The following is a 24,999-nucleotide window of genomic DNA, read 5'->3' as shown; positions in this document are numbered from 1 at the left end:
CCCCCGGTTAGGTTTACAATTAAATTTATCGATTGAAGCAACATTCACTTCTTTTCGTCAAAGGAGCCCAAGCTGATGAAATACCGTTTTTCCGATACAACCCAAGCTTTCGAATCATCGGCCGTGCGCGAAATCCTGAAATTAACCCAGGGCCGTTCGATCATTTCGCTCGCCGGCGGCTTGCCGAACGAGCAGTACTTCCCGGTAGAAGCCGTCAACGAAGCGTTCGATCGCGTGTTCAAGCAGGGCAAAGGCGTGCTGCAGTACGGCTTGACCGAAGGCTATACGCCGCTGCGGGAGAACATCTCGAAGCATCTGGCACGCAAAGGCATCCGCGCCGGCATCGACAACATGCTGCTGACAACGGGGTCGCAGCAAGCGATCGACCTGCTTACCCGCGTCTATATCGATCCGGGCGATGTCATTCTCGTCGAGCGGCCGACTTACCTGGCTGCCATTCAAGTGTTCCAATCGCGCCAGGCCAAGCTTATCTCCGTCGACTGTGATGCGGACGGCATGATCCCCGAGGATCTGGAGCGAAAAATCAAGCAGCACCGCCCGAAGCTGGTCTATGTCATCCCGACCTTCTCCAACCCGACGGGGAAATCGTGGAGCCTGGAGCGGCGCCAAAGCACGCTGAACTTGTGCAAAAGCAACGACGTGCTGATATTGGAAGACGATCCGTACGGCGAGCTGCGCTTCGGCGGCGGCGAGCCGATGCCGTCGATTTTCTCATTGGAGCAGGAGCCCAATGGCGGTGCGGTTGTCTACACCAGCACATTCTCCAAAATCGTTGCTCCTGCGCTGCGGACAGGCTGGGTGGTCGGTGATGAACAAGTGATCCGTCATATGACCCGCGCCAAGCAGGCGGCCGACCTGCACTCCAGCACAATGGACCAGCAGGCGCTTCATCAGCTGTTCGAGCATTTCGATTTATACGGCCATATCGATCAGATCCGAACGGCTTACGAGACGCGGATGCGGCAGATGATCGACCTGATGAAAGCAAAGAATTGGGACGGCGTCAACTGGATCGAGCCAAAAGGCGGCATGTTCGTCTGGGTGGAAATGCCGGAGCATATCAACACGCAGGAGCTGCTTAAGCTGGCTGTCGAAGAAGGCGTCGCTTTCGTGCCGGGCCTCAGCTTCTTCGCGAACGAACCGCAGACCAACACGATGCGGTTGAACTTCACCCATACGGACAGCGAGGACATGGTCCGCGCTTTCGACCGGTTGGACCGCGCTCTCCAGCGCATGCAGCAAACTGCGGCGCGTTGAACGAAACGAAGGTAAATACCGTAATATAAATATAGGCGATAGCATTCCCCGGTACTCCGGGCTGCTATCGCCTATTTCACTTCGTAAGCCTATAGAACGAGCTATATCAACGTCACATTATCGCGGCTCCGGGCCGGGCTCTTGCGCTTCTCAATCAAGCGGTTGATCGCGTCCACATACGCGCGGGCGCTTGCTTCGAGAATGTCCGTGCTAACGCCGCGGCCGAGAGCGGAGTAATCACCCTGCTTCAGCACCACGTGCACTTCGCCAAGCGCATCCTTGCCTTGCGTAACCGATTGGATCGAATAGTCCTCGAGCTCGACTTCTTCCTTGGTCGCCTTGTCGATCGCTTTGTAGATCGCATCAACGGAGCCGTTGCCGACCGCCGCCTCGTCCAGGTGACCGCCATCCAGCAGCTTGATCCGCACGGTTGCGGTCGGGGTCGATTGGTTGCCGTACGATACTTGAATCGTCTCCAGCGAGAACACTTCGGGCGTCTCGATGAGCTTTTCTTCGAGCAGCGCGACGATGTCTTCATCCGTAACGTTCTTCTTCTTATCCGCCAAATCTTTGAACTTGGCGAACGCGGCATTCACATGCTCGTCGTCGAGGTTGTAGCCGAGGTCGACCAGCTTCTCGCGGAACGCATGGCGTCCGGAATGCTTGCCGAGGACCAGCTTGCTCTCCTTGAGTCCGATCGTCTCCGGCGACATGATCTCGTACGTCGTCTTTTCCTTTAGCATGCCGTCCTGATGGATACCGGATTCGTGCGCGAACGCATTGGCTCCGACAATAGCCTTGTTCCCCGGCACGACCATGCCGGTCAGCTTGCTGACCAAGCGGCTCGTCCGGGCAATTTCGGACAGCGTGAGCGTCGTCTTCGCCTGGAAAAACTCCTGACGCGTCTCAAGCGCCATCGCCACTTCCTCGATCGACGTGTTGCCGGCGCGTTCGCCGATGCCGTTGATCGTCCCTTCGATCTGGTCCGCTCCGTTCAGAATCGCCGCCAGCGCGTTCGCCGTCGCCATGCCCAAGTCATCGTGACAGTGCGCGCTAAGCTGAATTTTCTCGATGCCCGGCACGTTTTCTTTCAACGTCTTGAAAATGTTTCCGTATTCATAAGGCGTCATGTAACCGACCGTATCCGGGATGTTCACGACCGTTGCGCCGGCGCGGATTGCCATCTCCGTCACTTCGCACAGAAAATCGAGCTCGGTACGGCCGGCATCCTCCGGCGAAAACTCGATTTTGCTGAAATACTTCTTCGCGTAACGGATCGCCGCTTCCGCCGTTTCGAGCACTTGGTGCTTTTCCATCCGCAGCTTGTGCTGACGGTGAATCGGCGAGGTAGCGAGGAACAAATGCAGACACGGGTCCTGCGCATCCTTCAGCGCTTCGCGGGCCGCCTCGATATCCTGCTCGCGGGAACGCGACAGGGCGATAACCGAGGCATTTTTCACGGCGCGGGCCACCGCGCTGACGCCTGCCAAGTCTCCAGGCGAGGCCGCTGGGAAGCCGGCTTCCATCCGGTCGACGCCGAGCTTCTCAAGCTGCAGCGCAATCTCGACTTTTTCCTGCATGTTCAGGTTGACGCCCGGCGACTGCTCGCCGTCACGAAGCGTCGTATCGAAAATATAAATTTTTCTCATGGGTCTTGATCGCGCCTCCTTTGGAAGTGACTTGCATTTAAAGCAGAAAAAGGTGCGACCCGAAACGGACAGGGGAACGGATCTCTTGGTGTCCATTTCCCTGCGCCGCCTTCAAGCCGACCTTATGCCGCTTGTCCGTTATACGTTGAGATTGTCCGCCGAATTACTTCTTGATCCAGTGCATCAATTCGCGCAGCTGGGTTCCGACTTGCTCGATCGGATGCTCGGCTTCCAAACGGCGGGTAGCCGTCAGGAACGCGCGGCCCGATTGGTTCTCCAAAATAAAGTCGCGGGCAAATTTGCCTTGTTGGATGTCGGACAGAACGCGTTTCATTTCTTTCTTCGTTTCTTCCGTGATGATGCGAGGACCTGTGACATAATCGCCATACTCCGCCGTGTTGGAGATGGAATGTCTCATCGTCGCGAGACCGCCTTCGTACATCAGGTCAACGATCAGCTTCAGCTCGTGCAAGCATTCGAAGTAAGCCATTTCCGGCGCGTAGCCCGCTTCCACCAGCGTTTCGAAGCCTGCTTTGACAAGCGCGGAAGCGCCGCCGCACAGAACGGCTTGCTCGCCGAACAGGTCGGTTTCGGTTTCTTCGCGGAACGTCGTTTCAATGACGCCCGCGCGGGTGCAGCCGATCCCTTTGGCATACGCCAAGCCGATGGCTTTCGCTTGACCGCTTGCATCTTGCTCTACCGCGATCAGGCCGGGAACCCCGAAGCCTTCGACATAAACGCGGCGAACCATGTGGCCCGGCGATTTCGGAGCGACGAGGAAGACGTCTTTATCCGCGGACGGTTGAATTTGGCCGAAATGCACGTTGAAGCCGTGGGAGAACATGATGGCTGCGCCATGCTTCAGGTTCGGTTCGATTTCGTTTTTATACACGCTCGCTTGGGTTTCATCCGGCATCAGAAGCTGTACGACGTCGGCAAGCTTCGTCGCTTCCGCTACGGAGTACACTTCGAAACCGTCGTTTTTCGCTTGCTCAAAGGAACGGCCTTGACGAAGTCCGATGATGACTTTCAAGCCGCTGTCGCGCAGGTTTTGCGCTTGGGCGTGGCCTTGGCTGCCATAGCCGATAATGGCGATCGTCTTCCCTTTCAATACGTTCAAATCAGCGTCTTTTTCATAGTACATCGTAACTGCCATGGATAATAGCTCCTCCTTTGAATTAAAACCCTGTGAACGGGTGCTCGAACGGACGACGGGGGACTGAAATCTCGGACCGCCGTGACGCGTTGCCTCCGTCATCCGCATGAGCCCCCGCTCACAGGATCATCATGTTTTTAATGGTAGAACCAAAAATGAATTATCTAATCATGCCGCGAATCATGGCCGTGACGCCGGTACGGGACAGCTCCTTAATGCCGTAAGGCTTGAGCAGCTCGGTCATGGCTTCGATTTTCTCGGAATCCCCGACCACCTGCACGATCAGCGAGCTCGGACCGATATCGACGATGGCCGCGCGGAACGTCTCGACGACGCCGAGAATTTCCGGCCGCATGCTCGGTTCGGCGTTCACTTTGATCAGCGCCAGCTCGCGCGCCACCATCGGATGGGCGCTCAGGTCAACGACTTTGATCACGTCGATCAGCTTATAAAGCTGCTTGGAAATCTGCTCCAGCGTCTTGTCGTCTCCCGTCGTGACGATAACCATGCGGGAGAGTCCTTTTTCCTCGGACTCGCCCACTGTAATGCTCTCGATATTGAAGCCCCGGCGGCCGAACAGGCCGGATACGCGCTGCAGCACACCGGGCTGGTTGTTCACTAGAACGGATATGGTGTGTTTGCGTGTCATTCCGAATCCCCCATTATCATTTGGTCTATCGTCGAGCCCTGCGTTACCATCGGGAACACATTCTCGTGCTTCCGGACGACGAATTCGACGAGCACGGGACCCGGGGTATCGAGCGCTTCCTGCCAAGCGCGGCGGGCTTCGTCTTTGTTCGTCGCGCGAAGCCCCTTCACGCCGTAAGCTTCCGCCAGCTTCACGAAATCCGGGCTGCCGGCCAGATCGATATGGCTGTACCGGTTATCGTAAATGATCTCCTGCCACTGGCGCACCATGCCGAGCACCTGGTTGTTGATGACGACGATTTTGACCGGAATTTGGTGAATCGCGCAAACCGCCAGCTCCTGGGAGCACATCTGCATGCCGCCGTCGCCATTGATCGAGACGACCAGCCGGTCCGGGTGTGCCTTCTGCGCGCCGATCGCCGACGGGAATCCGAAGCCCATCGTGCCGAGACCGCCCGAGGTGATCCAGGAACGCGGATGATTGAATTTGTAATACTGCGCCGCCCACATCTGATGCTGGCCGACGTCCGTCGTTACGATCGCTTCGCCCTTGGTCGTCTCGTGAATCATCTCGATAACGTACTGCGGCTTCAGCTCCGTATCGGAATCTTTGTAGCGCAGCGGGAAATTCCGTTTCGTCTCCTGCACCCATTCGATCCATTTCTCGGACCGGGCAGGCTTCGCCTTCAGGTTGGCCAGCTGCAGCGCAGCCTTCACGTCGCCGACGACCGGGATGGCCGTTTCGACGATTTTGCCGATTTCCGCCGGATCTACGTCGATGTGGACGATCTTTTTCGCCTTCGGCGCAAAGCCGTTGACCTTCATCGTGACGCGGTCGTCGAACCGGGCGCCGATGCCGATCAGCAGATCGCAGTTTTGCAGCGCGTTGTTGGCGGTATACGTTCCATGCATCCCCGGCATGCCGAGCCACAGCTCGTGCGCGCTCGGGAAACCGCCCAAGCCGAGCAGCGTCGTGGCGACCGGAATCCGCGTTTTGTTGACGAACTCGAGCAGCTGCTCCGCCGCATCCGCATAGACGACGCCGCCGCCGGCAATGATCACCGGGCGCTCGCTCTCGGCGATCGCTTCCAGCATTTTGTCGACTTGGAGCTTGTTCGGCTGCACCGTCGGATTATAACCGCGGATATCCACCTTCTCCGGATAGTAGAACGGCGCCGTATCGTTCGACACGTCCTTCGGAATATCGATCAGAACCGGGCCTCTGCGGCCGGTTGAAGCGATATGGAACGCTTCTTTGATAATGCGCGGCAAATCTTTCACGTCGCGCACCAAATAGCTGTGCTTCGTAATCGGCATCGTGATGCCGGTAATGTCCGCTTCCTGGAACGCGTCCGTACCGATTACCGATGTCGCAACGTTGCCCGTGATGACCACGAGCGGCACCGAATCCATGTAAGCCGTCGCAATCCCGGTAACGAGGTTCGTTGCTCCCGGACCCGATGTGGCGATACAGACGCCTACCTTGCCGGTCGAACGGGCGTACCCGTCGGCTGCGTGAATCGCGCCTTGTTCGTGCCGCGTCAGCAAATGGTTGAAATCCGGATTGCCGTGCATGGCATCGTAAATATATAAGACCGCTCCGCCGGGATAACCGAAGACGCAATCCACGTCCTCCAGCAGCAGGCTGCGCAGCAGCATTTCCGAACCGGTAATGACGTCCGGCTTCAGCAGCTCTTCGCGAAGCTGTTCCTTTGACTTTTGTGTGGTTTGGACGATCATGAATATTGGCCTCCTCTCAGATAATCCGACAAACGACTAAAAAACCCCTCTCGTCCCCAAACGCAGCATGTGCGTCTGACGGGACGAAAGGGGTTAATCTTCCGTGGTACCACCCAGAATTTGTTAGATGCCTCGCGGCAAATAACCTTAGCAGGTAATGCGCGTCGCAGCAACCCTCATCGGCTAGCACGATGAAGACCCGTGAATTCGCGTCTCTTACCTTCAGCACGATAACGTGTGCCAATCCGATTTTCCCTAGTAACATTGTCGCTTTCAAGCGGTAAAGCCTGATGATATGAGACAAGCTTTCAGGAAAACAGCTCCGAGGTGAGCTCGTACATAAGGGGTTAAGGCATTGGTTTCAGCATCTCCGCTGCTCTCTGAACATAAGAGCCCTTATAACTTCGTCCTCTTCATAGCCGATATATCTGATGTGTTTTTTTGTATTATATGCCGAATCGATTCTTTAGTCAAGCATCATTCCAGCCGAAAAAACAGATGCGCTAACGCCCTTGATCCGAGACCCCATGCTCAAGCAGAGACGGTGTTTGCGGTTTCTTTACACAAAGTCGGACCTGAGACCCTTTCCACCGCCCCGCTTGCAAGCGCTCCTGCCACGCGGCTGCCGATTGCCGTCGCATCGGCTTAAGATTTTGTGAATTCCTCTCGCTATTTTCACAAATAATTCTCGCCGGCTTGACGGCCTAATAACAATCTTTGGTTATGTTAAAAAGGAGCGGATCAATGCTGCCCGAAAACGTTGGAGATGCTGAAACTTTTACCAAAGTGAACTCGTCTTCAATCATGCGGCTTCAGGCCAATCATAGCCATGACGGAGAAAAGATTACCGTAATGGGTCAAATCGGAGGAGCCGTACGCCGAAGTATATTAAGACCGGATTCCAGGACGCCTTGGGCGTGCCTCTGGTTCCGGCCCATTCCGAAAGGGTAAAAAGAGCGCAATTAAGAAAAAGGAGTGATTTCATGCGAGACATGCTGCAATCCGCCGTCCTGTCCTTCACCTTGATCTCCGGCGCCCTTGCAACCGCTGCAGCCGCTCCTTTTGCCATGGGTTCCGAACTGATGGCAACCGGCATGGGACAAGCCATAAGCCAAGCCGCCGCCGAATCCGGCCCGCTCCTGAGCGGTGAAGCCGTGTCTCCGGCCCCGCCGACGGCCCTCTCCGGCTCCGCTCCGCAAACGAAGCCGCCGCAAGATGCGGCCGCCGCAAGCGGTCAGCCCCAAACCGACGGAAGTCCGGTGCTGACCTTCCCCGTCATCAGCGATATCCACGTTCAATCGTGGGAAGATACGTCGCACGAGAAGCTGGTCCGCGTATTGAACGACCTGAACGAAATCAATCCGTCGGCCGACACGCTCGTGATCAACGGGGATTTAACCGAAGGCATGCCCGAAGACTACGCCAAACTAAAGGAGCTCATGCAAAGCGCGCCGCATCCGGAGAGCGTCTTGTACAATATCGGCAACCACGAGTTTTACAAAGCCTGGTACAGCAGCCGTACCCATTGGAACCCGGACGGCTTCCCGAACGGGGAAACGGAGCAGGACTCGATTTCCCGTTTTCTCGCGTTCTCCGGTGAGAACAAGGTCTACTACGAGAAAACAATCAAGGGCTATCACTTCATCTTCCTTGGCTCGGAGCGGTACCGGCAATCCGACCAGAATCATGCCGAGGACGCTTATTTGTCGCCCGAGCAGCTGGATTGGCTGAAGCAGACGCTGAAAAAGGACGCCAGCTCGAACAAGCCGGTCTTCGTCTTCCTGCACCAACCGCTGCCCGCCACGGTATCGGGCACGCATTTTTGCTGCACGAACAGCCGGGCCGTCATTCAGCACGAGGAACTGAAGGCGATCCTGTCGCAGTATCCGCAGGTCATCTACTTCAGCAGCCATTCGCACTGGGAGCTGAATCAGCCGGATGCGCTGGTGCGCGACGGCTTCACGATGGTCAACACCGCCTCGGTGTCCGAAACGTGGACGAGCGACGGCAAGGGCGCGGAAAAGCTGAAGGGCAAGGAAGAAAGCGAAGGGCTGTACGTCGAGGTATACCCGGACCGGGTCCGGATCAAGGGCAGGGATTTTTACCGGAAGCAGTGGATTCCGGAAGCGCAGTTTACCGTGCCGGTAGCGCAGAAGAAATAGACGGCAGGTTGTTATTGCTAAAGGTCCGGTGAATAAGAGCAGGCCGCCCGGCGGCTTCTTATTCACCGGATCTTTTTTTCGCGAAACGTCCAGTAATAGTTAAACAGAAAGTTCGAGAGCGGCACGGCAACGACAACAAGACATTGGCCGACGGCATAATGCCAGCGCAGCCGGTCGACGGCCAAGTGCATGAGGCCGGTGTTGAGCAGCAGGCCGGCGACGGATACGACCGTATATTTGGCAAGCGGCTTCCAGCCCGATGCGGAAGCCTGAAACGTCCAGCGCCGGTTTAGCGCGTACGATACCAGCAGCACCAGCACGAACCCGAGCGCCGAGGCCGGCACGGGATGCAGCTTCGCCGCTTCGACGAGCACGAACAGCGCCGCAAAATGAAGCGCCGTTCCGAGCAGCCCGACGACGCCATACCGAAATAGCAGCCGCAGCGTCATGATACCTCGCCCACCCGGCGGCTTTCGTCGCCGGCCGCTGCGGACGCTTCGCTGAAGATGCGCTGGCTGACCAAATACCGCGGCCTTCCCTTCACTTCGTTGTAAATGGAGGCGATGTACTCGCCGATGATGCCGAGCGAAATCATGATGACGCTGCCGATAACCAGCAGCAGCAGGATGACCGTCGTAAAGCCGGTCACCGCATTGCCGACGATTTTCTGGTACAGCGTCTGGACTCCGAGCACGGCGGCGCCGAGCAGGAACACGAGTCCGAACAGACTGACAAACCGCAGCGGAATGGAAGAAAAGGCGACCACGGCGTTCACCGCCAGCTTCATGAGGCCGAGAAAGCTCCATTGGCTGTGCCCGTCCGCCCGCTCCGGCACCTCGAACGGAATCTGCGCCCGGTTGAAGCCGAGCCAGGCCGTCATCCCGCGGAAAAACGTATTCCGCTCCGGCATTTCCCGCCATGCATGCACGACCTTCCGGTCCAGCAGCTTGAAATCCGACGCGCCGCGCAGATCGAAGCCGGACAGCCGGTTAAGGATACTGTAGAACATCGCGGAGCCGACCGCCTTATCCAGCGACTCCTTGCCCCGGTCCTGCTTGACGCATTCCACAATCTCCTTGCCCTCCTCGCGCCACAGCCGGACCATCTCGGGAAGCAGCGCCGGCGGGTGCTGCAGGTCGGAATCCATCAGAATGACCGCCCGTCCCAGCGCATGCTCCAGCCCGGCGCAGAGCGCCAGCTCCTTCCCGAAATTGCGGCTCAGCCGCAGCGCGGTAAGCCGGGGCGAACGCTGGCCGGACAATATCAGCTGCTCCCACGTGCCGTCCCGCGAACCGTCGTCGATGACAAGGATCTCGTAAGAGGCTGTCAGCCGTTTCAGCTCCTCCTCAATATGCTGCAGCGAGCGGTAAATATGAACTTCCTCGTTATAAACCGGTATAATGACGGTAATCTCGGGCTCCGTGCGTTCCACGTTTCCCCGCCTCCCTCTAGCTAACGAATCACCTTGTACAATCTCCATTTGCCGCCGAATTCCTTATACAGCTCGGTCCATGCCGTGCCCTTCTCGTAGAAGTCTTTATACGTCCGCGCCTCGGCGCTTAGCGCGGAGCTCTTGTCCGGCTTCGCGGTAAGAATAAAATCGATGCCCCGGCCGACCGGATCCTTCAACGAAGGCGTAAATTCAAAATCGCTGGTAATCAAAAATTTGTCAGGGTGTCTGCTGTTCAGAATGATCGAATAAGCGGAGTACGAATCCATCAAAATGTTGTAGCCGCTCAGCTCCGTATCCAAATAGCGGGCAATCTCCTTCTCCACCTGCTGGGAAGCCGCATACTGCGACGCATGCAAATATTTGTTCTCGTCCGGAGCAATCTGCGGATTCGTCCAGGCGTATCCGAGCACGATGCAGGCTCCCAGCATTCCGGCCAGCACGATCCCGTAATTGGCCAAGGAGCGCTTCACCCGGGCAAGCTCATACGGCAGCCATGCCACGGTGATCGGAAACACGTACATGAAATAACGGAACCAGCCGTAAGACGTTCCTTTCATGAGCATGAGAAACTGCAGCGCAACGATCGAGACGAACAGGAGCAGCAGCACCATCAGGTCCCACAGAAACCATCGGCGGTTCCACAGCCGCAGCAGCACGACGGCCGCCAGCGGAAGCGAGTAATAGGCCGTTTTCTTGGCCACGAACACCAGACCGAGCAGCGGGTTGCCCATCATGTCCACAAAGGTCTGCTCTGTCGCCAGCCCTTGCGCCTGAGCCACGTTCGAGTATTCGGAACGCAGAAAATAAAGCGGGTCGCCCATGATGCTGTAGTTAAACCAAAGCCACAGCAGCCCGGAAAACACGATCGGCGCCATGACCATCGACCACGTCCCCTCGATATGGAGCAGCTTGTAAGGCAAACCGTACTCCCGCTTCGGCAGGTCGACCCGGGGGTCCGTCGGCGGAATCCGCAGAACGATCAGAATGATGGCCAGAGCGACCGCCGCTCCCAAAGGCACCGCTTCGTACCTGGTCCAAAAGGCAAGCGCCAGCGCAAAGCTCACTTTGATCAGGCTGCCGACGCGCCGCCCGTACATCCAGTGCGTCAGATGGATGACCGCGTACATGATGAAAAAAATAAACGGCGCATCGCTAAGTCCGTTCGCGCCGAACAAGAACATGAACGGATTGCAGCTGAAGCTTAGGCTCAGCAGCACGGCGAAGGCGCGCGACAGCCCGAAATCGACCGCCGCCCGCGCCAGCAGCACCGACGTCATCCCGGCGAACACGCTGCTCATGAGCACGCCGGCCAGCGCCGACGAAGCGAGCTCCGGCAGCCAATGGTACGGCAGCAGAAACAGCAGCTCGATAAGGCTCGGCAGCGGGTTCCACACGAAGCCGATGGCCGCAAGGTGCGGGTCCCGGCTGTAGAGCACATAGAAGGCGTTAGCGACCCGGCTCATCGCGTCCGAATGCACGTAGCCGATGACGTGGCTCACATAATAGCCCGCGGCGAATTCCAGCGAGAAAATAAACAAAAACAAGCCCCAATAGACGCTTTTCGGCAAGCGGACCTCCATCGTCAGCCACCTCCCTGCGACACGCCGCCGCCCGGGGCAGCCGGATGGTTTTGCTTCGCCAGCCCGTGCGTCGTCTTTTCCCAATAAAACGGCTTCGTGATCAGCTGCCAAGCCGCTTTAACGGCCGCAATGCTCATCAGCACCCAATAGATCGGCGTCAGCAGCGCATATTTGACGAGACCGTACGAGAACGTGCGGTCCCCGCGCTTCTCAAGATCGTGAATGACCCAGTACACTCCCGCGACATTGCTGAAGACGAACAGGAAGTTGCCGATCAAAAACTCCGCCGCCGCCAAATAATAAATCGCGCCGGGAAAAAACTGCGGAATCCATGCCAATTTCCAGCCATACCACAGCACCAGCATCATCCAATAAAACGGATTGAGCAGCGGCAGCATCGGAGTGGCGAGCACCATCACCTGAAAGCCCAAAAATCCTTTCGGCCCGAGCTCCCGCCACAGCCGTACCGGGTTGCGCATATGGACAAGCCATGTCTGCATATATCCCTTGATCCAGCGGGAACGCTGCCGGATCCAGTTGCCGACGCGGCTGTTGGCCTCTTCCCATGTCCGGGAATCGACTATCGCCGTGCTGTAGCCCGATTTGTAGAGCCGGATGCCGAGGTCCGCGTCCTCCGTCACGTTGTAAGGGTCCCAGGCATTGATCTCTTTGAGCACCGACATTTTAAAATGATTCGACGTCCCGCCAAGCGGGATCGGAATGTTGAGCTGCATGACGCCGGGCAGTAGCAGCTCGAACCACATGCTGTATTCATGCGTAAACCAGCGGGTCAGCAGGTTCTGATCGCTGTTGAAATAATTGAGCTTGGCTTGAATGCATGCCGTATTCTCCGGACTTCTCATGAAGGCGGCGTGCACCTTTTTGAGCTGATCCGGATCGGGCCGGTCCTCGGCATCGTAGATGACGACATACTCGCCCCGCGCGCGAATCAACCCGTAATTGCAGGCCTTAGGCTTCGTCTTCGGCAAGCTGTGCGGCACGACGATCGTCGTGTAATACGGCGGCAGCTTCATACTCTGCAAAATCTCCTGCGCCTCGATATCGTCCTGCTCGATCAGGAGCCGCACATCCAGCTTCGCCTTCGGGTAATCGAGCTGCTCGATATTATGCAGCAGATGCGGAATGACCTCGCTCTCCTTGTACATCGGAACGAGAATCGTATAGACGGGCAGCGTCCGTTCGTCGATGGCGTCGATCTCTTCCTGCTTGAAGCGGATTTGGGCGAAGTCGCGGGTGCCGTACATGATGATCATGAACTTGAACAGCGTCATCGCAAAATAAAACAGCTGCACGGCTACGTTGATAACGATCAGCGTATGCAGCCAGTCGAGCCCCAAGCTAAGCAGGACGAGGAACGCGCAGACGCCGATGACCGCCAGCTGAGGCGTCGTAAACGTGATGTGCGCGGAGTTTTGCGGCTGCTCGTCCGCCAGCTTCTGGGTGCTCTCATGCAGCAGCTCGGACTGGTACGCTTCCTTCCAGAAATATTCCATTTCCTCCCGCGTTGCCAGCACCTGCTGCACCGGCATGCCCAGCATGTTCTCGATCGCAGCGACCGCTTCGTCCGTCAGCGGATGGCCGACGGCGACCAGATAGCGGTTAGCGTCCTGGTGAATGACGACGGCATCGTACTGCCGGGCCATCGCTTCCGGCAGCTTGTCCACTTCCTCGAACATATATTCCGAGCCGATTCGTCCGAGATTGTACTGCGTAGCGATGTGACGGTACAGCTTCTCCGGCTCGATGAAGCGCATCGACATCAAAATGTCGCCGAGCAGCCCGCCGCTCTTGCGCTGAAACTCAAGCGCCTTGTCCAGCTGTTCCTTAGTAATGGCGCCGGTTTCGACCAGCATGTCGCCAAGTCGCCCCTTGCTTCCTTGCTGATGCAAAATAGGCGCGATGCGCTCCCGCGGGGTAAAGCCGAGCTCCACCAGAATATCCCCAAGGCGTCCGCCGAATTTCCGCTGCCGGTCCATCGCCATTTCGAGCTGCTCGGGCGTCACCAGCCCTTCGGCTACCAACCGGTCGCCAAGACGCAGCCTGGGCTTGTCCATAGGCTCATCGTCCAGCTTCGGCTGGAAGCCGGGCCGTTCCATCAGCTCCATTTTTACGGAAATAAGCTGCTCCACCGCACGATCCTTGCTCTCGATCTGCGCCTTGAGCTGCTGTGCCCGCGCCTGCAGCTCGCCGATCCGCTCCTGCCGCCGGCTGCGCTCCCGCTGCAGCTGCTCTTCCTTCTCCCGGACACGTGCTTCCAGCTCGTTAACGAACCGGTCGGTCGCGCTCTTACGGAGCCCAAGCAGCGCGCGTCCGAACCGTTTTCCTGTTAACCGTTTCTTTGAATCCATTGCTCCAGACTCGCTTCCATATGCTCCAATTCGCTCAATCCCTGCTCCAAGGCGGCGATTTCGTCCAACAGCTCCGCTTCCGTCCGTTCATAAGCTGCGCTTTCCGCTTGCCGCCGTTCCTCCAAAAGCTTAAGCTCCGCTTCGAGCGAAGAGACGTACCGGTGTACCTGATCGGCGTTATAACCGAACAAAGCCTTGTCCGCTCTCACGAGTCTCCCCCCTTATGTATGACATTCCGTAATAATCTCGATCAGATCAATCGGGTCCAACGCTTTGAGCCTGGCGCTATCCTCCTCCCCGAGTACGACGCTTCTTCCGACGGCGGCCGGCAGCTCCCGGCCGTTTTGGAACAGACGGCATCGGCCGTGCAGGACGGTCCAAGAGACGATACGCCGCACATCGGCCGACGGGGCGGTGACAAGCTCCTCTCCCGCTTCCAGATGAAGGCGGCGCGTCATTACCGAGGTGCCGTCCGGGAAGGCCGAGCTGTCCACCGTCCGTTCGGAGGACGCCCTCGTTTCACCGGTTCCCGTCCGCCCCATGCGGTCAAGCGCTTCTTTCAGGCGGGAGCTGCTTTCCTTATGCGTCACCAAAATGCCTTCGGGGCTTGCAGCCACGACGACATCGGACAAACCGAGCACAACCGCCGGCACTTCAAGCTCATTTAGCACGTGAACGTTGTCACATTCCTCCCCGATATATCCGGGTCCGATCAGAGGCCGGTTCATTTCCTCCGTCAGCGTGCACCACGTGCCAAGATCCTTCCACGGTCCTTCGTACGCCAGCGCCACAATCCGCTTCTCCCGCTCCACGACGGCATAGTCGAAGCTCCGGCTCTCGATCCGATCATACGACAGAAGCAGCTCCTCATATGCTTCTGGAAGTCCCATGGCTTTCAACCGGTCCAATAAGTATCCGGCGCGGAAGCAAAACACGCCGCAGTTCCATAGCGCTCCTTGTTCGATATAACGAACAGCATCCGCCTTTGAAGGCTTCTCATGAAAAGCGCGGATCGGCAATGCGGCATCGGCGCCGCCGTCTCCTTCCGGGACCATATATCCGTATTTCTGCGACGGAAAATCAGGCCGGACGCCCATCAGAGCCAGATTTGCGCCGGAGCTTGCCAACGTCTCGGGCAGCTGCAGCAGCCTGTCGTAGAACGAGTCCTCCGTCCGTCCGTCTACCGGCAGCACAACGATCGGCTCTTCCCGGGAGACGCCGCGATGCGAGCACAGGTAAGCGACCGAGAGCAGAATGGCCGCGAACGTATCGCGCTTCTCCGGCTCCAGCACCAGATCCGCTTCGCATCCGAGCTGCTCCAGAATCGTCTCCCGCTGGTTGCCGGAAGTGGCGATGACGGCCGATTGATGAAGCCCCCTGCTGCCGAGCCTCCTCCATACCTGCTGCAGCATGGAGACCGGGCGCCCCGCTTCGTCATGAAACAGTCGTATAAATTGCTTGGAGCGCCGCGCCGTCGACAGCGGCCAAAGTCTCGTTCCCGAACCTCCGGACAGCAAAATCATGTTCATCCGTTCACCTGATTTCCGTGCGAAACCTTCGTTTCGTGTTTTATGAATACCTGTATGATAGCACAATCGTTTTAAAATTTTATTTAGCAAATATTAGCCGGAGGTCAGAATTTGTTCAATATCAGTCAACTTGTTAGCCTTGCGTTAACGCCAAACAAACACCCCTTGCAAGGATACGGTTTTACGCATCGTTACAAGGGGTGTACTAGGCAAGCCCGGTTGAAAACCGTGCCTTATGCATTCACTTTTTGCTTGGCCGTTTCCGCCAAGGAGTTGAACGCATTGATATCGTTCACGGCGAGATCCGCCAGCATTTTGCGGTTTACTTCTACGCCAGCCAGTTTCAGGCCGTGCATCAGCTTGCTGTAGGACAAGCCGTTTTGACGCGCTGCCGCATTGATCCGCACGATCCACAGCTTGCGGAAGTCGCGTTTTTTCTGACGGCGGTCGCGGTATGCGTAAAGCAAGGATTTCATGACTTGCTCTTTTGCCGTTTTAAACAGTCTATGTTTCGAGCCAAAGTAACCTTTAGCAAGTTTCAATATTTTTTTACGACGACGCGTACGGATAAATCCGCCTTTCACTCTTGCCATGACAATCTACCTCCAGAAATGTTGTAAGTATGCGAATTCGAAACGAACGGGATTACTTAATGTTAGCGAGCTGCTGCTTCAGGCGTCTTACATCGCCCGGATGCATAACCGGATTCGTGCCCAGAACGCGTTTTTGGCGAGCGGATTTGCCGGACAGCAGGTGGTTTTTATACGCTTTGTAGCGTTTTACTTTGCCGGTACCTGTAATTTTGAAGCGGTCTTTCAAGCTGCTGTGAGTTTTCATTTTTGGCATGGGGTGTTCCTCCTTAAAGAATGGTTTTTTACTGTTGCTGCTTCGACGCCAAGATCATGATCATGCTCCGGCCTTCCAGCTTCGGCTTGCGCTCAACGATGCACAGCTCTTCCACTTCGGCTGCCATGCGCTCCAGAACGCGTTGACCGATGTCGGCATGAGCGATCTCGCGGCCGCGAAAACGGACGGACAGCTTGACTTTATCGCCATCGTTCAGGAATTTCACAACGTTGCGCAGTTTCGTTTGGAAATCGTGCTCGTCAATCGTCGCGCTCAGACGAATTTCTTTCAGCTCGACGATCTTCTGATTCTTACGGGCTTCTTTCTCTTTCTTCTGCGTTTCGTAGCGGAATTTACCGTAGTCCATAATCCGGCAAACCGGCGGTTTCGCTGTAGGCGCCACGTTCACCAAATCCAGATTCTGATCGTGCGCAATTTGCAGCGCTTCGCGAATCGGCTTGATGCCGAGCTGTTCTCCGTTCGCATCAATCAAACGAACTTCTCTCGCCCGAATTTCTTCGTTAATCATGTGCTCTGTACTGATAACCTGCCACCTCCAAGAGATTTTGCAAAAAAAATACGTGGGCGTTAAACGCCCACGTTTGGTTTTAGGTCCAATGGCGATCGGTCCGTTCGAGAACGGATCAATCAAACCAAGTCACTCTCAGTCATAACCAGCCAACCATAGTCGGGCAGGTGAGAAGCGGGCGCTTCTTCTTTCGCACTAAACTAATATACCACTGCCATTGACTATAGTCAACAGCGAATTCTGATTTTTTACGCGGCTTTCGCTAGCTGGCCTGCTTGCTCTGCATATCCTCCAGCCGGATAACGCGCGTATGCTCGGTATGGCTCCACCGCTTGTTGTTTTGCGTGAAGAACGCATAGAATGTGATCGGCCACCAGGACAACAGGAAGAGCGGGAACGTAATCAAGTATTTATACGATTTCCAAGGCGCTTTCTCCAAAATCAGCGCGATCACAAATTGGGCATAGGTTAACACCGAGAATACCGCAAAAAAGCTCGGCGCCATCTGGAACAAGGAACTAAAGTTCGGGACGCCCGGAAGCGTCATATCGACCCACAGCACTACGGTGACGATCGATCCGATAAACAGGTTATAGACGTTGAGCGCATAAACGGCCGTATCGATCTTGGCCCAGCTGCCTTCTTTGATCCCTTTCCAGAACAAAGGGAAGAAGTAGCGTCTGGCCACGTTGAAATGGCCCTGCATCCAGCGAAGCCGCTGGCGCGCCGAAGCTTTGAACGTAAGCGGTTTTTCGTCGTACACTCTCGCGTAATAGTTGAACGTCGGGTTGACGCCGCGCATCACGCAGCGCATCGTAAATTCCAAGTCCTCGACGAGGCTTGTCGCTCCCCAGCCGATTTCCTTCAGCAGGTTCGACTCGAAGCACATCCCCGTTCCGCCCAAATAGTTGGCCAGACCGAGGTTGGTCCGCGGCAGCTGCCACAGACGGTTGCAGTACCAATAGGTTACCGCGTAAGCGGCGGTAATCCACGAATCGTGCGGATTCTTCGTATCCAGATAAGCCTGAATCACCTTGGAACCGTTGCACAAGTCGTTGTTCATATGCGTCAGGTAATCCGTGCTGACGAGGTTGTCGGCGTCGAACATGACGACGGCATCGTACTCGCGCGGCATTTTCCACAGCTCTTTGAGCATCCATTCGATCGCGTAGCCTTTGCCTCTCAGCTTCGGATTGTTGCGTTCGCATGCATGCACGCCCATGTCGCGGGCGATTTGAGCCGTATTGTCGGTGCAGTTATCGCAAATCACGAATATATCATATAGTTCTTTCGGATAGTCCAGATTCTTCAAGTTCTCGATAAGCGCCCCGACAACCTGCTCCTCATTGTGAGCCGCTACGAGAACGGCAAACGTTTTTTGAGGCGCATGCTCGATTTGATTTTTGCGGCGGTACCAACCGAAAAACGTCAGAACCAGCTGGTAGGCTCCGATCATAGCCAAAACAATCTGGAGGCCTAACAGAATACTGTCCAACATGAAACATCCCCCTTTTTTTGTATATACCCCTTATGTCTGTTTCTCTTAGCGCCGTCAAAAATTTTTTCGATGGTGTGGATTAGATTACGAGGGTCGCCGAATATGATTTTCCTCTCTTTAGTCCGATTTGTCAAAACCGCCAAGTCGCTTCCTGCGGCCGGATCTGTGTTTTTCCGGGAAAAACGGCTGGAATTCCGGCAAGACTCTCTGCTATCCATCTTTTTACGTCTTATTTTCATCGATTTTCAAACTTTTTATAAGCGCCAACTGGAAAAAACCTTCTGAACTCACAAACGGAAAAGCGGTCATTTGGAAAAGACAGCCTCCTGCTCCCGCAGTGTCTCGGCTTCGTGCACGACTTGGCGATAGCTTTGATACAGCCCGTTGAAAATCGCATCCCAAGACTGCCGTAAGCTGTAAGCCCGGCCGGCTTGCCCGAGCTTCGCGCCCAGCGCGCGGTCCTTATACAACTGGAGCATCGCTTCGGCAAAATCCGACACGTTCCCCGGTCTGCAGAGCAGCCCGGTTTCCCCGTGCACGATCGTTTCCCCGACGCCTCCCGCATCCGCGCCGACAACCGGCGTCCCGGAAGCCATCGCTTCGAGCACGACGTTGCCGAACGTTTCCGTCGCCGACGGGAATACAAAAGCGTCCGCAGCGGCGTACAAGTCGCTCAGTTCTTTGCCTTGCCGGAAGCCCGTGAAAATGACGTCTTCCCTGCCCGCAAGCAGCTCCTGCATGGGCCGCAGCAGAGGCCCGTCCCCGGTCACGATCAAATGCGACCTGCTGCGCACCTCGCCCGGAAGCGAATCGAATGCACGAAGAAGAACATCGACGCTTTTCTCCGGCGCCAACCTCCCGACATATAATATAACGAATGTGGACGGAGAAAGGTTGCAAGTCCGCAGTACTTCTTCCCGGTTGACAAACGGGTGAAACCGGTTCACTTCCACGCCGCGGGACCAAATTTCCAGCGATTTCAGCCCTTTTTCCTGCAAATGCCGGAGCGTCGAGCGGGACGGAACATAAATTTTGCGGCAATCCTGGTGAAACCAGAGCATGTATTTCCACAGCAGCGGCTCCATCCATTGCAGCTTGTAGTAAGCAAGATATTGATCGAAATGGGTATGGTACGAGGCGACGGCCGGCACCTGATGGCGCTTGGCATATTGAAGCCCGATCCATCCCAGGTTAAACGGCGTGGCTACATGAATCAGGTCGGGAGCAAACGCCTTCAGCGATTTTGCCAGGTTCACTGGATTAGGGATAGCCATTCGGCACTCCGGATACAATAAAAAGGGGATGCTGTCAAATCTTTCTATCCCCCACTGATCGGATTCGGCTGCCGATTGACTGTTCGGCGCAAACACTTTGCAAGCCACCCCGCGCGCTTCGAGGAACTTCACCCACCGCCCGAGCGTTTTCGCTACCCCGTTCACGTCCGGTACGAACGTATCCGTAAATAGGGCTACTCTCATGTTTATTTAACCTCCTCAGAGTTTTGTTGAAACAGCAACTATGAAAAAAGTTGATGGAAAACAAAACTGACTTCGGAAGCATAAGCTTGAGTTTTGTTGAAACAGCAGCCTGTACAAGCGCACAAAACAGGCCTTTTTTGAAACCAAACCGGTACCGGAAGCGTTAAGATGTATGAAAACGGAGCTTTTTCAGAGATGGCCTACAGCCTTTGATTTAGCACATTTTTCAAAAATTTATTTCACCGTTGAAGGGGAAGCTGACCGGTCGTCGTCAAAGTGATTGTAACGAGGCAATGTTAGCGCAGCGTCAAAGGAAGATTAAATTTACCTTTTATATTCTTTTTATATTCCTATAACATTTGCCCCCTACACTTATATATGAGTTGGCCAGACAGCTTATCCCACTGCAAGGAGGCGTTGTTCCCTTGAGCCGTGTCGTTTCGTGGCTGCAAAAGCATGAGCACCGGATGTTTTTCTTCGTGAATCAACGTATTCAGCACTCCGCGCTGGATTACTTTTTTAATGCGATAACCCATTTGGGGGGCGCCACGGCTATGATTATCATTGCGCTCTGCGTCGCTCTGTTTACGGAGGGAGTATGGAGAATAGCCGGTATCGAGAGCTGTATCGCCCTGGCGGTAAGCCACGTGCCCGTCGCTATCATTAAGAAGAAATATCCGCGGCTTCGGCCCTATCTCGTGCTGAAAGGCGCGCACACATGCAAGAAACCGTTAACGGACCACTCGTTCCCGTCCGGCCATACGACGGCTATATTCTCCGTAACCGTGCCGCTCATGCTCGTTCATTCGTCGATCGCTATTATTTTGCTTCCTATTGCATCTCTCGTCGGTCTGTCGCGTATATATCTAGGACTCCACTACCCGTCCGACTGTTTGGCCGGGCTGCTGATCGGAACCGTAACGGCCCTGTCGGCCGTTGCAATTTTGGGCTAAAAGCTTTAATGTTAATTTTGTGTAAATTCCATTTGGTACAAGGTTGGGTGAAGCGCCTATGCGTAAAAAGAGGGTCTTGTTATTATCCGAAGGCTTCGGCGCCGGTCACACGCAAGCGGCTCACGCTCTGTCCGACAGCCTTCGCATGCTCTCGCCCGAAGTCCAGACTCGCGTACTTGAGCTCGGCACGTTCCTGCATCCGACGCTGGCTCCATGGATTCTTACCGCTTACCGCAAAACCGTGTCGACTCAACCCAAGCTTTACGGGCTGATGTATCGTTCCCAATACAAAAAATCGTTAAACCGTTTTACCCAGCTCGCGCTTCATCGTATCTTTTATGCGCAGGCTGCCGAGGTCATCCATCAGCTGCGGCCGGATACGATCGTATGCACGCATCCGTTCCCGAGTGCGGTGATTTCCCGCTTGAAGCGTTCGGGGTTGAACGTGCCGCTGTGCACCGTGATCACCGATTACGACGCCCACGGCACCTGGGTCAGTCCCGAAGTGAACACCTATCTGGTATCGACGCCGGACGTTAAAGAAAAGCTGCTCAGCCGCGGGATTCCTTCCGATACGGTAAAGGTGACGGGCATCCCCATCCACCCGAACTTCTGGGAGCAGCATAACCGGGAAGAGCTTCGCAGCCGCTTCGGACTGTCGGCTCTGCCTACGGTGCTCGTGATGGGCGGCGGCTGGGGGCTGGTAAAGGACGAAGGGTTCCTGCAGCACTTGACCACTTGGCGCGACCGGATTCAGCTTGTCGTCTGTCTCGGAAATAACGAGAAAGCGCTGGCGGAGCTGGCCGAAGATGAGCGTTTCCGTCATCCGAACATCCGTCTGCTCGGGTTCACCAAAGAAATCGACAAATGGATGGACGTCTCCGACCTGCTCATCACGAAACCGGGAGGCATGACCTGTACGGAGGGGCTCGCCAAAGGGATTCCAATGCTGTTCTACAAGCCGATCCCGGGGCAGGAAGAGGAAAATCTGCAGTACTTCACGCAGCACGGCTTAGGAGAGCCGATTAAATCGGCGGAGACGATAGATCATTGGTTCCGGCTTCTGACCGACAAGGTGCACGAGATGCGCAAAGCCCGCGCCGGATTGGTGCGAAAAGAGGGCGCATACAATCCTGCCCAGTGCTCCCAAGCGATTATGGAAGTACTGGCCCGCTAACAAAGGCAAAAGCCTTGTGGCTCGAAATTGAGCGCACAAGGCTTTTTTTCATGGTGTTATTGCTCCGACGAGGCCTCCGCGTCCGCTCCCGGCTCCTGCCGTTCGGACAGCTGCTTCTGATGCGCGGCCAGCGCTTCTTTCCCGATCACGGCCTCCAACCGGTAAATCGGCATTCCCTGCTTGTAGAACTTCGTTTCGTATTCCGTCATGATCAAATCGGTCCGCGGTTCTTCCGCATGAAGATCAAGCGAAATATTGCGCATGCGAAGACCCAAATCGGCAAACGAATTAAGCGAAAACTCAAACAGCGAACGGGAATCCGTTTTGAAATGAATTTCTCCCCGCTCGTTCAAGATCGACTGATATTTATGAACAAAGTTCGCATGGGTCAGCCTGCGGCGCGCATGTCTTTTTTTCGGCCAAGGATCGCTGAAATTAAGATAAATGCGCTCCAGCTCGCCGGCGGCGAAAATATTTTCGATCAGCTCGATGTTAAAACGCGCAAGCCGCAAATTGGACAAGTCGCCGCCATGCTCCTCGCGGGAAGCATGCGCCTTCTCGCCGGCCCGGCGGACAAGCTCGTCGTACATGTCGACGCCTATGTAATTGATGTGCGGATTGAGGGCGCTCAGCTCGCTAATAAACCGCCCCTTGCCCATCCCGAGCTCCACATGGATGGGACGGTCGTTGCCGAACAGCTCGGCCCACCGGCCCTTGTACGGCTCCGGCTCCAGCACGACCAGCTCCGGCTGCGCCTCCAGCGCTTCTCTGATTCCTTTACGTCCTCTTAACCGCATAGATCAACCTTCCTCCAACTGCTTGCGCATCGTTCCGCGCGTTTTCGTCTTGATCGATTATACTCCAGAAGACCGGGAATGAAAAGACCGGCCCGTGCCGTAAGGGCTGACGGACCGGTCAAGCATGCTGGTTAAGCCTTGCGAAGCCGGTTATGAAGCTCCGGACCGGGAAGAAGCCGTTTATTTGCGGAATTCGCCCTCGTCGCGGTTCCGGTTGCGCAGACCGGCCAACCCCAGCAAACCTAGCAGGCCAAGCCAGCCCCAGTTCGCGCCATTGTTGTTGGCGGCGGCATTCGTACGATACGTATTGGTGTTATAGTTGCCGCCGTATCCGTAACCCGTACGGTCGTTCGCACCGGTGTACGTATTCATGCGGTCCAGCATGTTGTAGTTATAGCCATTAGTCCCTGTCGTGCCTGTAGTCGTGCCAGTAGCCGTACCTGTCGTACCTGTTACTCCAGTCGTCGTGCCTGTTGTACCTGTTACCCCAGTCGTTGTGCCTGTTGTTGTCCCGGTACCTGTCGTCGTCGTGCCGGTCGCCGTGGTCCCATACGTAGACGAAGCCCCGGTTCCCGTAGCCGTCGTTTCCGCAAAGGCTTGCCCCCCCGTACCAATGGCAGCCGTTAGAGCGAGCGCAAGCACCGTTTTCCCGAACTTGTTCATGGTATGAAAAATTCTCCCTTCTCAAGCTGGATTGGTTTTTAACGCCTTGCAACCTTAGCATAGGCCAAGCGGTGTTTTCTTATCCCGTTCCCCGGCAGGATGGTTTTGTCAAGGAGGAAGTTCGCTTTTGAGGCCGGTTTTCGGTACAATATAGATGTAATGCTCTGCGAAAGAGCCGATTCGAATGTATTCGTACCATCATCGATTGAATAACAAAAGGAGTTTCCCCTTATGAAGCAAGCTGAAATCATTCGACCGCCATTATGGGGCGATAAACGTTTTCATACATGGAACTACGAAATGCGGCAGCAGTTCGGAGGCAAGGTATTCAAGGTCATGCTCGATGCCGGATTTACTTGTCCGAACCGCGACGGGACGATAGCCGCCGGAGGCTGCACATTTTGCAGTGCGCGGGGCTCCGGCGATTTTGCCGGAAGCCGCCGGGACGATTTGGTGACGCAGTTCAACAAAATCCGCGATTTGCAGCATCAAAAATGGCCGGAAGCGCAGTACATCGGCTATTTCCAAGCCTATACCAATACGTACGCCCCGGTGGAGGAGCTGCGGGAATATTATGAAGCGATTCTGGAGCAGCCCGGGGTGGTCGGCTTGTCGATCGCCACAAGGCCGGATTGCTTGCCGGACGATGTGGTCGATTATTTGGCCGAGCTGAACGAACGCACGTACTTGTGGATCGAAATGGGTCTGCAGACGATCCACGAGCGGACCTCGGAGCTGATCAACCGGGCCCACGATACGCAGTGCTATTTGGATGCGGTCGCGAAGCTTCGGGCCAGAGGCATCCGGGTCTGCGCGCATATCATTTACGGCCTGCCCCAGGAGACACACGAAATGATGCTGGAAACCGGCCGTGCCGTGGCACGAATGGACGTGCAGGGGATCAAGATCCATCTGCTCCACTTGATGCGCAAAACGCCGATGGTGAAGCAGTATGAGGCCGGCCTGCTCCGTTTTCTGGAAAAGGACGAGTACGTGTCGCTCGTTGTCGATACGCTGGAATTTCTTCCGCCGGAAATGATTGTTCACCGGCTGACCGGGGACGCGCCCCGGGATTTGTTGATCGGACCGATGTGGAGCTTGAAAAAGTGGGAGGTGCTCAACGCCTTCGACGAAGAGCTGCGCAGACGCGATACGTGGCAAGGAAAAAAGTGGCCGCACGGCGCACAAAGCCCAGGCTCGGGTTTCGCCTGAACCTGGAAGGCGTCAGGCTCGGGGACCGGCAAATTGGCCCGGCACCCGGCGGCCCGCGGGAGGAGTGAGTTACGATGAACGGCAAACGGAGAGTCGTTTGCATCATGCTCGGGGCCGCGGCTTGTCTCGCGGCCGGCTGCACGGACGATCCGGCGACGCCGACGCCGCCGGTCAATGTGGCCCCCGCCCCGGCGGAGGACGGGGCGACGGTGACGCCGCCGAAGACGGAGGCGAACGCCCCCGACGGGGCGATCGGCTCCGCCGTCCCGGGCGGCGCAGGCA

The 24,999-nt window shown here is 56.1% G+C and carries 23 protein-coding genes; 6 read left to right on the top strand and 17 right to left on the bottom strand.

All coding sequences use genetic code 11. The features are described from left to right. Positions 1-75: 75 nt before the first annotated feature. The gene (locus tag PEH01S_RS26065; protein ID WP_127488958.1) at positions 76-1,278 is read left to right on the top strand and encodes an aminotransferase-like domain-containing protein; all 1,203 of its coding nucleotides are present in this window, start codon (positions 76-78) and stop codon (positions 1,276-1,278) included. A 101-nt stretch (positions 1,279-1,379) separates the two neighbouring features. Here PEH01S_RS26065 and PEH01S_RS26060 read toward each other — a convergent pair whose 3' ends face one another. From PEH01S_RS26060 to ilvB, 4 genes are all read right to left on the bottom strand, one after another. After that, positions 1,380-2,927, bottom strand: coding sequence for a 2-isopropylmalate synthase (locus PEH01S_RS26060; protein ID WP_025849287.1), 1,548 nt, complete (start codon positions 2,925-2,927; stop codon positions 1,380-1,382). 163 nt (positions 2,928-3,090) lie between these two features. Next, on the bottom strand, positions 3,091-4,083 hold the full coding sequence (gene ilvC / locus PEH01S_RS26055) for a ketol-acid reductoisomerase (RefSeq protein ID WP_025849286.1): 993 nt from the start codon (positions 4,081-4,083) through the stop codon (positions 3,091-3,093). 160 nt (positions 4,084-4,243) lie between these two features. Then, positions 4,244-4,732 carry an acetolactate synthase small subunit gene (gene ilvN / locus PEH01S_RS26050; protein WP_127488956.1) on the bottom strand — a complete coding sequence of 163 codons (489 nt, stop codon included), beginning with the start codon at positions 4,730-4,732 and terminating at the stop codon, positions 4,244-4,246. Further along, positions 4,729-6,471, bottom strand: a complete 1,743-nt coding sequence (ilvB, locus tag PEH01S_RS26045; protein ID WP_025849284.1) for a biosynthetic-type acetolactate synthase large subunit — start codon at positions 6,469-6,471, stop codon at positions 4,729-4,731. The genes ilvN and ilvB overlap by 4 nt, the downstream gene beginning before the upstream one ends. Positions 6,472-7,454: 983 nt before the next feature. Here ilvB and PEH01S_RS26040 point away from each other — a divergent pair. Beyond that, complete coding sequence (locus PEH01S_RS26040; RefSeq protein WP_127488954.1) at positions 7,455-8,633, top strand: metallophosphoesterase family protein; 1,179 nt, start codon at positions 7,455-7,457, stop codon at positions 8,631-8,633. A gap of 62 nt (positions 8,634-8,695) precedes the next feature. On the opposite strand, the gene PEH01S_RS26035 is transcribed toward PEH01S_RS26040, so the two are convergent. The 11 genes from PEH01S_RS26035 to PEH01S_RS25985 form a co-directional block, all read right to left on the bottom strand. Further along, a complete protein-coding gene (locus PEH01S_RS26035) occupies positions 8,696-9,082 on the bottom strand; it encodes a GtrA family protein (protein ID WP_025849282.1) in 387 nt (128 codons plus the stop codon). After that, positions 9,079-10,065, bottom strand: coding sequence for a glycosyltransferase family 2 protein (locus tag PEH01S_RS26030; RefSeq protein WP_025849281.1), 987 nt, complete (start codon positions 10,063-10,065; stop codon positions 9,079-9,081). The genes PEH01S_RS26035 and PEH01S_RS26030 overlap by 4 nt, the downstream gene beginning before the upstream one ends. A gap of 20 nt (positions 10,066-10,085) precedes the next feature. Further along, positions 10,086-11,666 carry a glycosyltransferase family protein gene (locus PEH01S_RS26025; protein ID WP_127488951.1) on the bottom strand — a complete coding sequence of 527 codons (1,581 nt, stop codon included), beginning with the start codon at positions 11,664-11,666 and terminating at the stop codon, positions 10,086-10,088. A 2-nt stretch (positions 11,667-11,668) separates the two neighbouring features. Beyond that, positions 11,669-14,035: a glycosyltransferase family 2 protein gene (locus PEH01S_RS26020; protein WP_127488949.1), complete on the bottom strand. Its 2,367-nt coding sequence runs from the start codon at positions 14,033-14,035 to the stop codon at positions 11,669-11,671. Next, positions 14,014-14,244, bottom strand: a complete 231-nt coding sequence (locus PEH01S_RS26015) for a hypothetical protein (protein WP_051570386.1) — start codon at positions 14,242-14,244, stop codon at positions 14,014-14,016. The genes PEH01S_RS26020 and PEH01S_RS26015 overlap by 22 nt, the downstream gene beginning before the upstream one ends. A gap of 12 nt (positions 14,245-14,256) precedes the next feature. Continuing rightward, complete coding sequence (locus tag PEH01S_RS26010) at positions 14,257-15,564, bottom strand: sugar phosphate nucleotidyltransferase (RefSeq protein WP_127488947.1); 1,308 nt, start codon at positions 15,562-15,564, stop codon at positions 14,257-14,259. A gap of 233 nt (positions 15,565-15,797) precedes the next feature. After that, positions 15,798-16,157 (bottom strand): 50S ribosomal protein L20, encoded by a 360-nt coding sequence (gene rplT, locus PEH01S_RS26005; RefSeq protein ID WP_025849278.1) that lies wholly within the window; start codon positions 16,155-16,157, stop codon positions 15,798-15,800. A 52-nt stretch (positions 16,158-16,209) separates the two neighbouring features. After that, positions 16,210-16,410 carry a 50S ribosomal protein L35 gene (gene rpmI, locus PEH01S_RS26000; protein WP_025849277.1) on the bottom strand — a complete coding sequence of 67 codons (201 nt, stop codon included), beginning with the start codon at positions 16,408-16,410 and terminating at the stop codon, positions 16,210-16,212. A gap of 28 nt (positions 16,411-16,438) precedes the next feature. Next, positions 16,439-16,939: a translation initiation factor IF-3 gene (gene infC / locus PEH01S_RS25995; protein ID WP_025849276.1), complete on the bottom strand. Its 501-nt coding sequence runs from the start codon at positions 16,937-16,939 to the stop codon at positions 16,439-16,441. Between the two features lie 262 nt (positions 16,940-17,201). Further along, complete coding sequence (locus PEH01S_RS25990) at positions 17,202-18,437, bottom strand: glycosyltransferase family 2 protein (RefSeq protein WP_127488945.1); 1,236 nt, start codon at positions 18,435-18,437, stop codon at positions 17,202-17,204. A gap of 305 nt (positions 18,438-18,742) precedes the next feature. Further along, on the bottom strand, positions 18,743-19,915 hold the full coding sequence (locus PEH01S_RS25985) for a glycosyltransferase family 4 protein (protein ID WP_127488943.1): 1,173 nt from the start codon (positions 19,913-19,915) through the stop codon (positions 18,743-18,745). 425 nt (positions 19,916-20,340) lie between these two features. Between PEH01S_RS25985 and PEH01S_RS25980 the strand changes: the two genes are divergently transcribed. After that, positions 20,341-20,868 carry a phosphatase PAP2 family protein gene (locus PEH01S_RS25980; RefSeq protein ID WP_025849272.1) on the top strand — a complete coding sequence of 176 codons (528 nt, stop codon included), beginning with the start codon at positions 20,341-20,343 and terminating at the stop codon, positions 20,866-20,868. A 58-nt stretch (positions 20,869-20,926) separates the two neighbouring features. Continuing rightward, positions 20,927-22,045: a UDP-N-acetylglucosamine--LPS N-acetylglucosamine transferase gene (locus tag PEH01S_RS25975; RefSeq protein ID WP_025849271.1), complete on the top strand. Its 1,119-nt coding sequence runs from the start codon at positions 20,927-20,929 to the stop codon at positions 22,043-22,045. 56 nt (positions 22,046-22,101) lie between these two features. On the opposite strand, the gene trmB is transcribed toward PEH01S_RS25975, so the two are convergent. Both trmB and PEH01S_RS25965 read right to left on the bottom strand, forming a co-directional pair. After that, positions 22,102-22,842 (bottom strand): tRNA (guanosine(46)-N7)-methyltransferase TrmB, encoded by a 741-nt coding sequence (gene trmB, locus PEH01S_RS25970; protein WP_127488941.1) that lies wholly within the window; start codon positions 22,840-22,842, stop codon positions 22,102-22,104. A gap of 180 nt (positions 22,843-23,022) precedes the next feature. Further along, on the bottom strand, positions 23,023-23,505 hold the full coding sequence (locus tag PEH01S_RS25965; protein ID WP_025849269.1) for a WGxxGxxG-CTERM domain-containing protein: 483 nt from the start codon (positions 23,503-23,505) through the stop codon (positions 23,023-23,025). A gap of 231 nt (positions 23,506-23,736) precedes the next feature. Here PEH01S_RS25965 and PEH01S_RS25960 point away from each other — a divergent pair, with 231 nt between their 5' ends. Further along, positions 23,737-24,717, top strand: coding sequence for a TIGR01212 family radical SAM protein (locus PEH01S_RS25960; protein ID WP_025849268.1), 981 nt, complete (start codon positions 23,737-23,739; stop codon positions 24,715-24,717). A gap of 74 nt (positions 24,718-24,791) precedes the next feature. Next, positions 24,792-24,999, top strand: a 208-nt coding sequence (locus PEH01S_RS25955) for a hypothetical protein (RefSeq protein WP_218032716.1), incomplete at its 3' end; no start/stop codon positions are given.

Origin of the sequence: Paenibacillus ehimensis NBRC 15659 (assembly GCF_004000785.1) — a bacterium.
Taxonomy (GTDB): domain Bacteria; phylum Bacillota; class Bacilli; order Paenibacillales; family NBRC-103111; genus Paenibacillus_G; species Paenibacillus_G ehimensis.
This window is presented reverse-complemented; position numbering and strand designations above follow the sequence as displayed.

What these genes read in the sequence shown, in the direction of transcription:
- PEH01S_RS26065 (WP_127488958.1), top strand. Translation starts at nt 76, where the DNA reads ATGAAATACCGTTTTTCCGATACAACCCAAGCTTTCGAATCATCGGCC.
- PEH01S_RS26060 (WP_025849287.1), bottom strand. Translation starts at nt 2,927, where the DNA reads ATGAGAAAAATTTATATTTTCGATACGACGCTTCGTGACGGCGAGCAG.
- ilvC (WP_025849286.1), bottom strand. Translation starts at nt 4,083, where the DNA reads ATGGCAGTTACGATGTACTATGAAAAAGACGCTGATTTGAACGTATTG.
- ilvN (WP_127488956.1), bottom strand. Translation starts at nt 4,732, where the DNA reads ATGACACGCAAACACACCATATCCGTTCTAGTGAACAACCAGCCCGGT.
- ilvB (WP_025849284.1), bottom strand. Translation starts at nt 6,471, where the DNA reads ATGATCGTCCAAACCACACAAAAGTCAAAGGAACAGCTTCGCGAAGAG.
- PEH01S_RS26040 (WP_127488954.1), top strand. Translation starts at nt 7,455, where the DNA reads ATGCGAGACATGCTGCAATCCGCCGTCCTGTCCTTCACCTTGATCTCC.
- PEH01S_RS26035 (WP_025849282.1), bottom strand. Translation starts at nt 9,082, where the DNA reads ATGACGCTGCGGCTGCTATTTCGGTATGGCGTCGTCGGGCTGCTCGGA.
- PEH01S_RS26025 (WP_127488951.1), bottom strand. Translation starts at nt 11,666, where the DNA reads ATGGAGGTCCGCTTGCCGAAAAGCGTCTATTGGGGCTTGTTTTTGTTT.
- PEH01S_RS26020 (WP_127488949.1), bottom strand. Translation starts at nt 14,035, where the DNA reads ATGGATTCAAAGAAACGGTTAACAGGAAAACGGTTCGGACGCGCGCTG.
- PEH01S_RS26010 (WP_127488947.1), bottom strand. Translation starts at nt 15,564, where the DNA reads ATGAACATGATTTTGCTGTCCGGAGGTTCGGGAACGAGACTTTGGCCG.
- rplT (WP_025849278.1), bottom strand. Translation starts at nt 16,157, where the DNA reads ATGGCAAGAGTGAAAGGCGGATTTATCCGTACGCGTCGTCGTAAAAAA.
- rpmI (WP_025849277.1), bottom strand. Translation starts at nt 16,410, where the DNA reads ATGCCAAAAATGAAAACTCACAGCAGCTTGAAAGACCGCTTCAAAATT.
- infC (WP_025849276.1), bottom strand. Translation starts at nt 16,939, where the DNA reads ATGATTAACGAAGAAATTCGGGCGAGAGAAGTTCGTTTGATTGATGCG.
- PEH01S_RS25990 (WP_127488945.1), bottom strand. Translation starts at nt 18,437, where the DNA reads ATGTTGGACAGTATTCTGTTAGGCCTCCAGATTGTTTTGGCTATGATC.
- PEH01S_RS25985 (WP_127488943.1), bottom strand. Translation starts at nt 19,915, where the DNA reads ATGAGAGTAGCCCTATTTACGGATACGTTCGTACCGGACGTGAACGGG.
- PEH01S_RS25975 (WP_025849271.1), top strand. Translation starts at nt 20,927, where the DNA reads ATGCGTAAAAAGAGGGTCTTGTTATTATCCGAAGGCTTCGGCGCCGGT.
- trmB (WP_127488941.1), bottom strand. Translation starts at nt 22,842, where the DNA reads ATGCGGTTAAGAGGACGTAAAGGAATCAGAGAAGCGCTGGAGGCGCAG.
- PEH01S_RS25965 (WP_025849269.1), bottom strand. Translation starts at nt 23,505, where the DNA reads ATGAACAAGTTCGGGAAAACGGTGCTTGCGCTCGCTCTAACGGCTGCC.
- PEH01S_RS25960 (WP_025849268.1), top strand. Translation starts at nt 23,737, where the DNA reads ATGAAGCAAGCTGAAATCATTCGACCGCCATTATGGGGCGATAAACGT.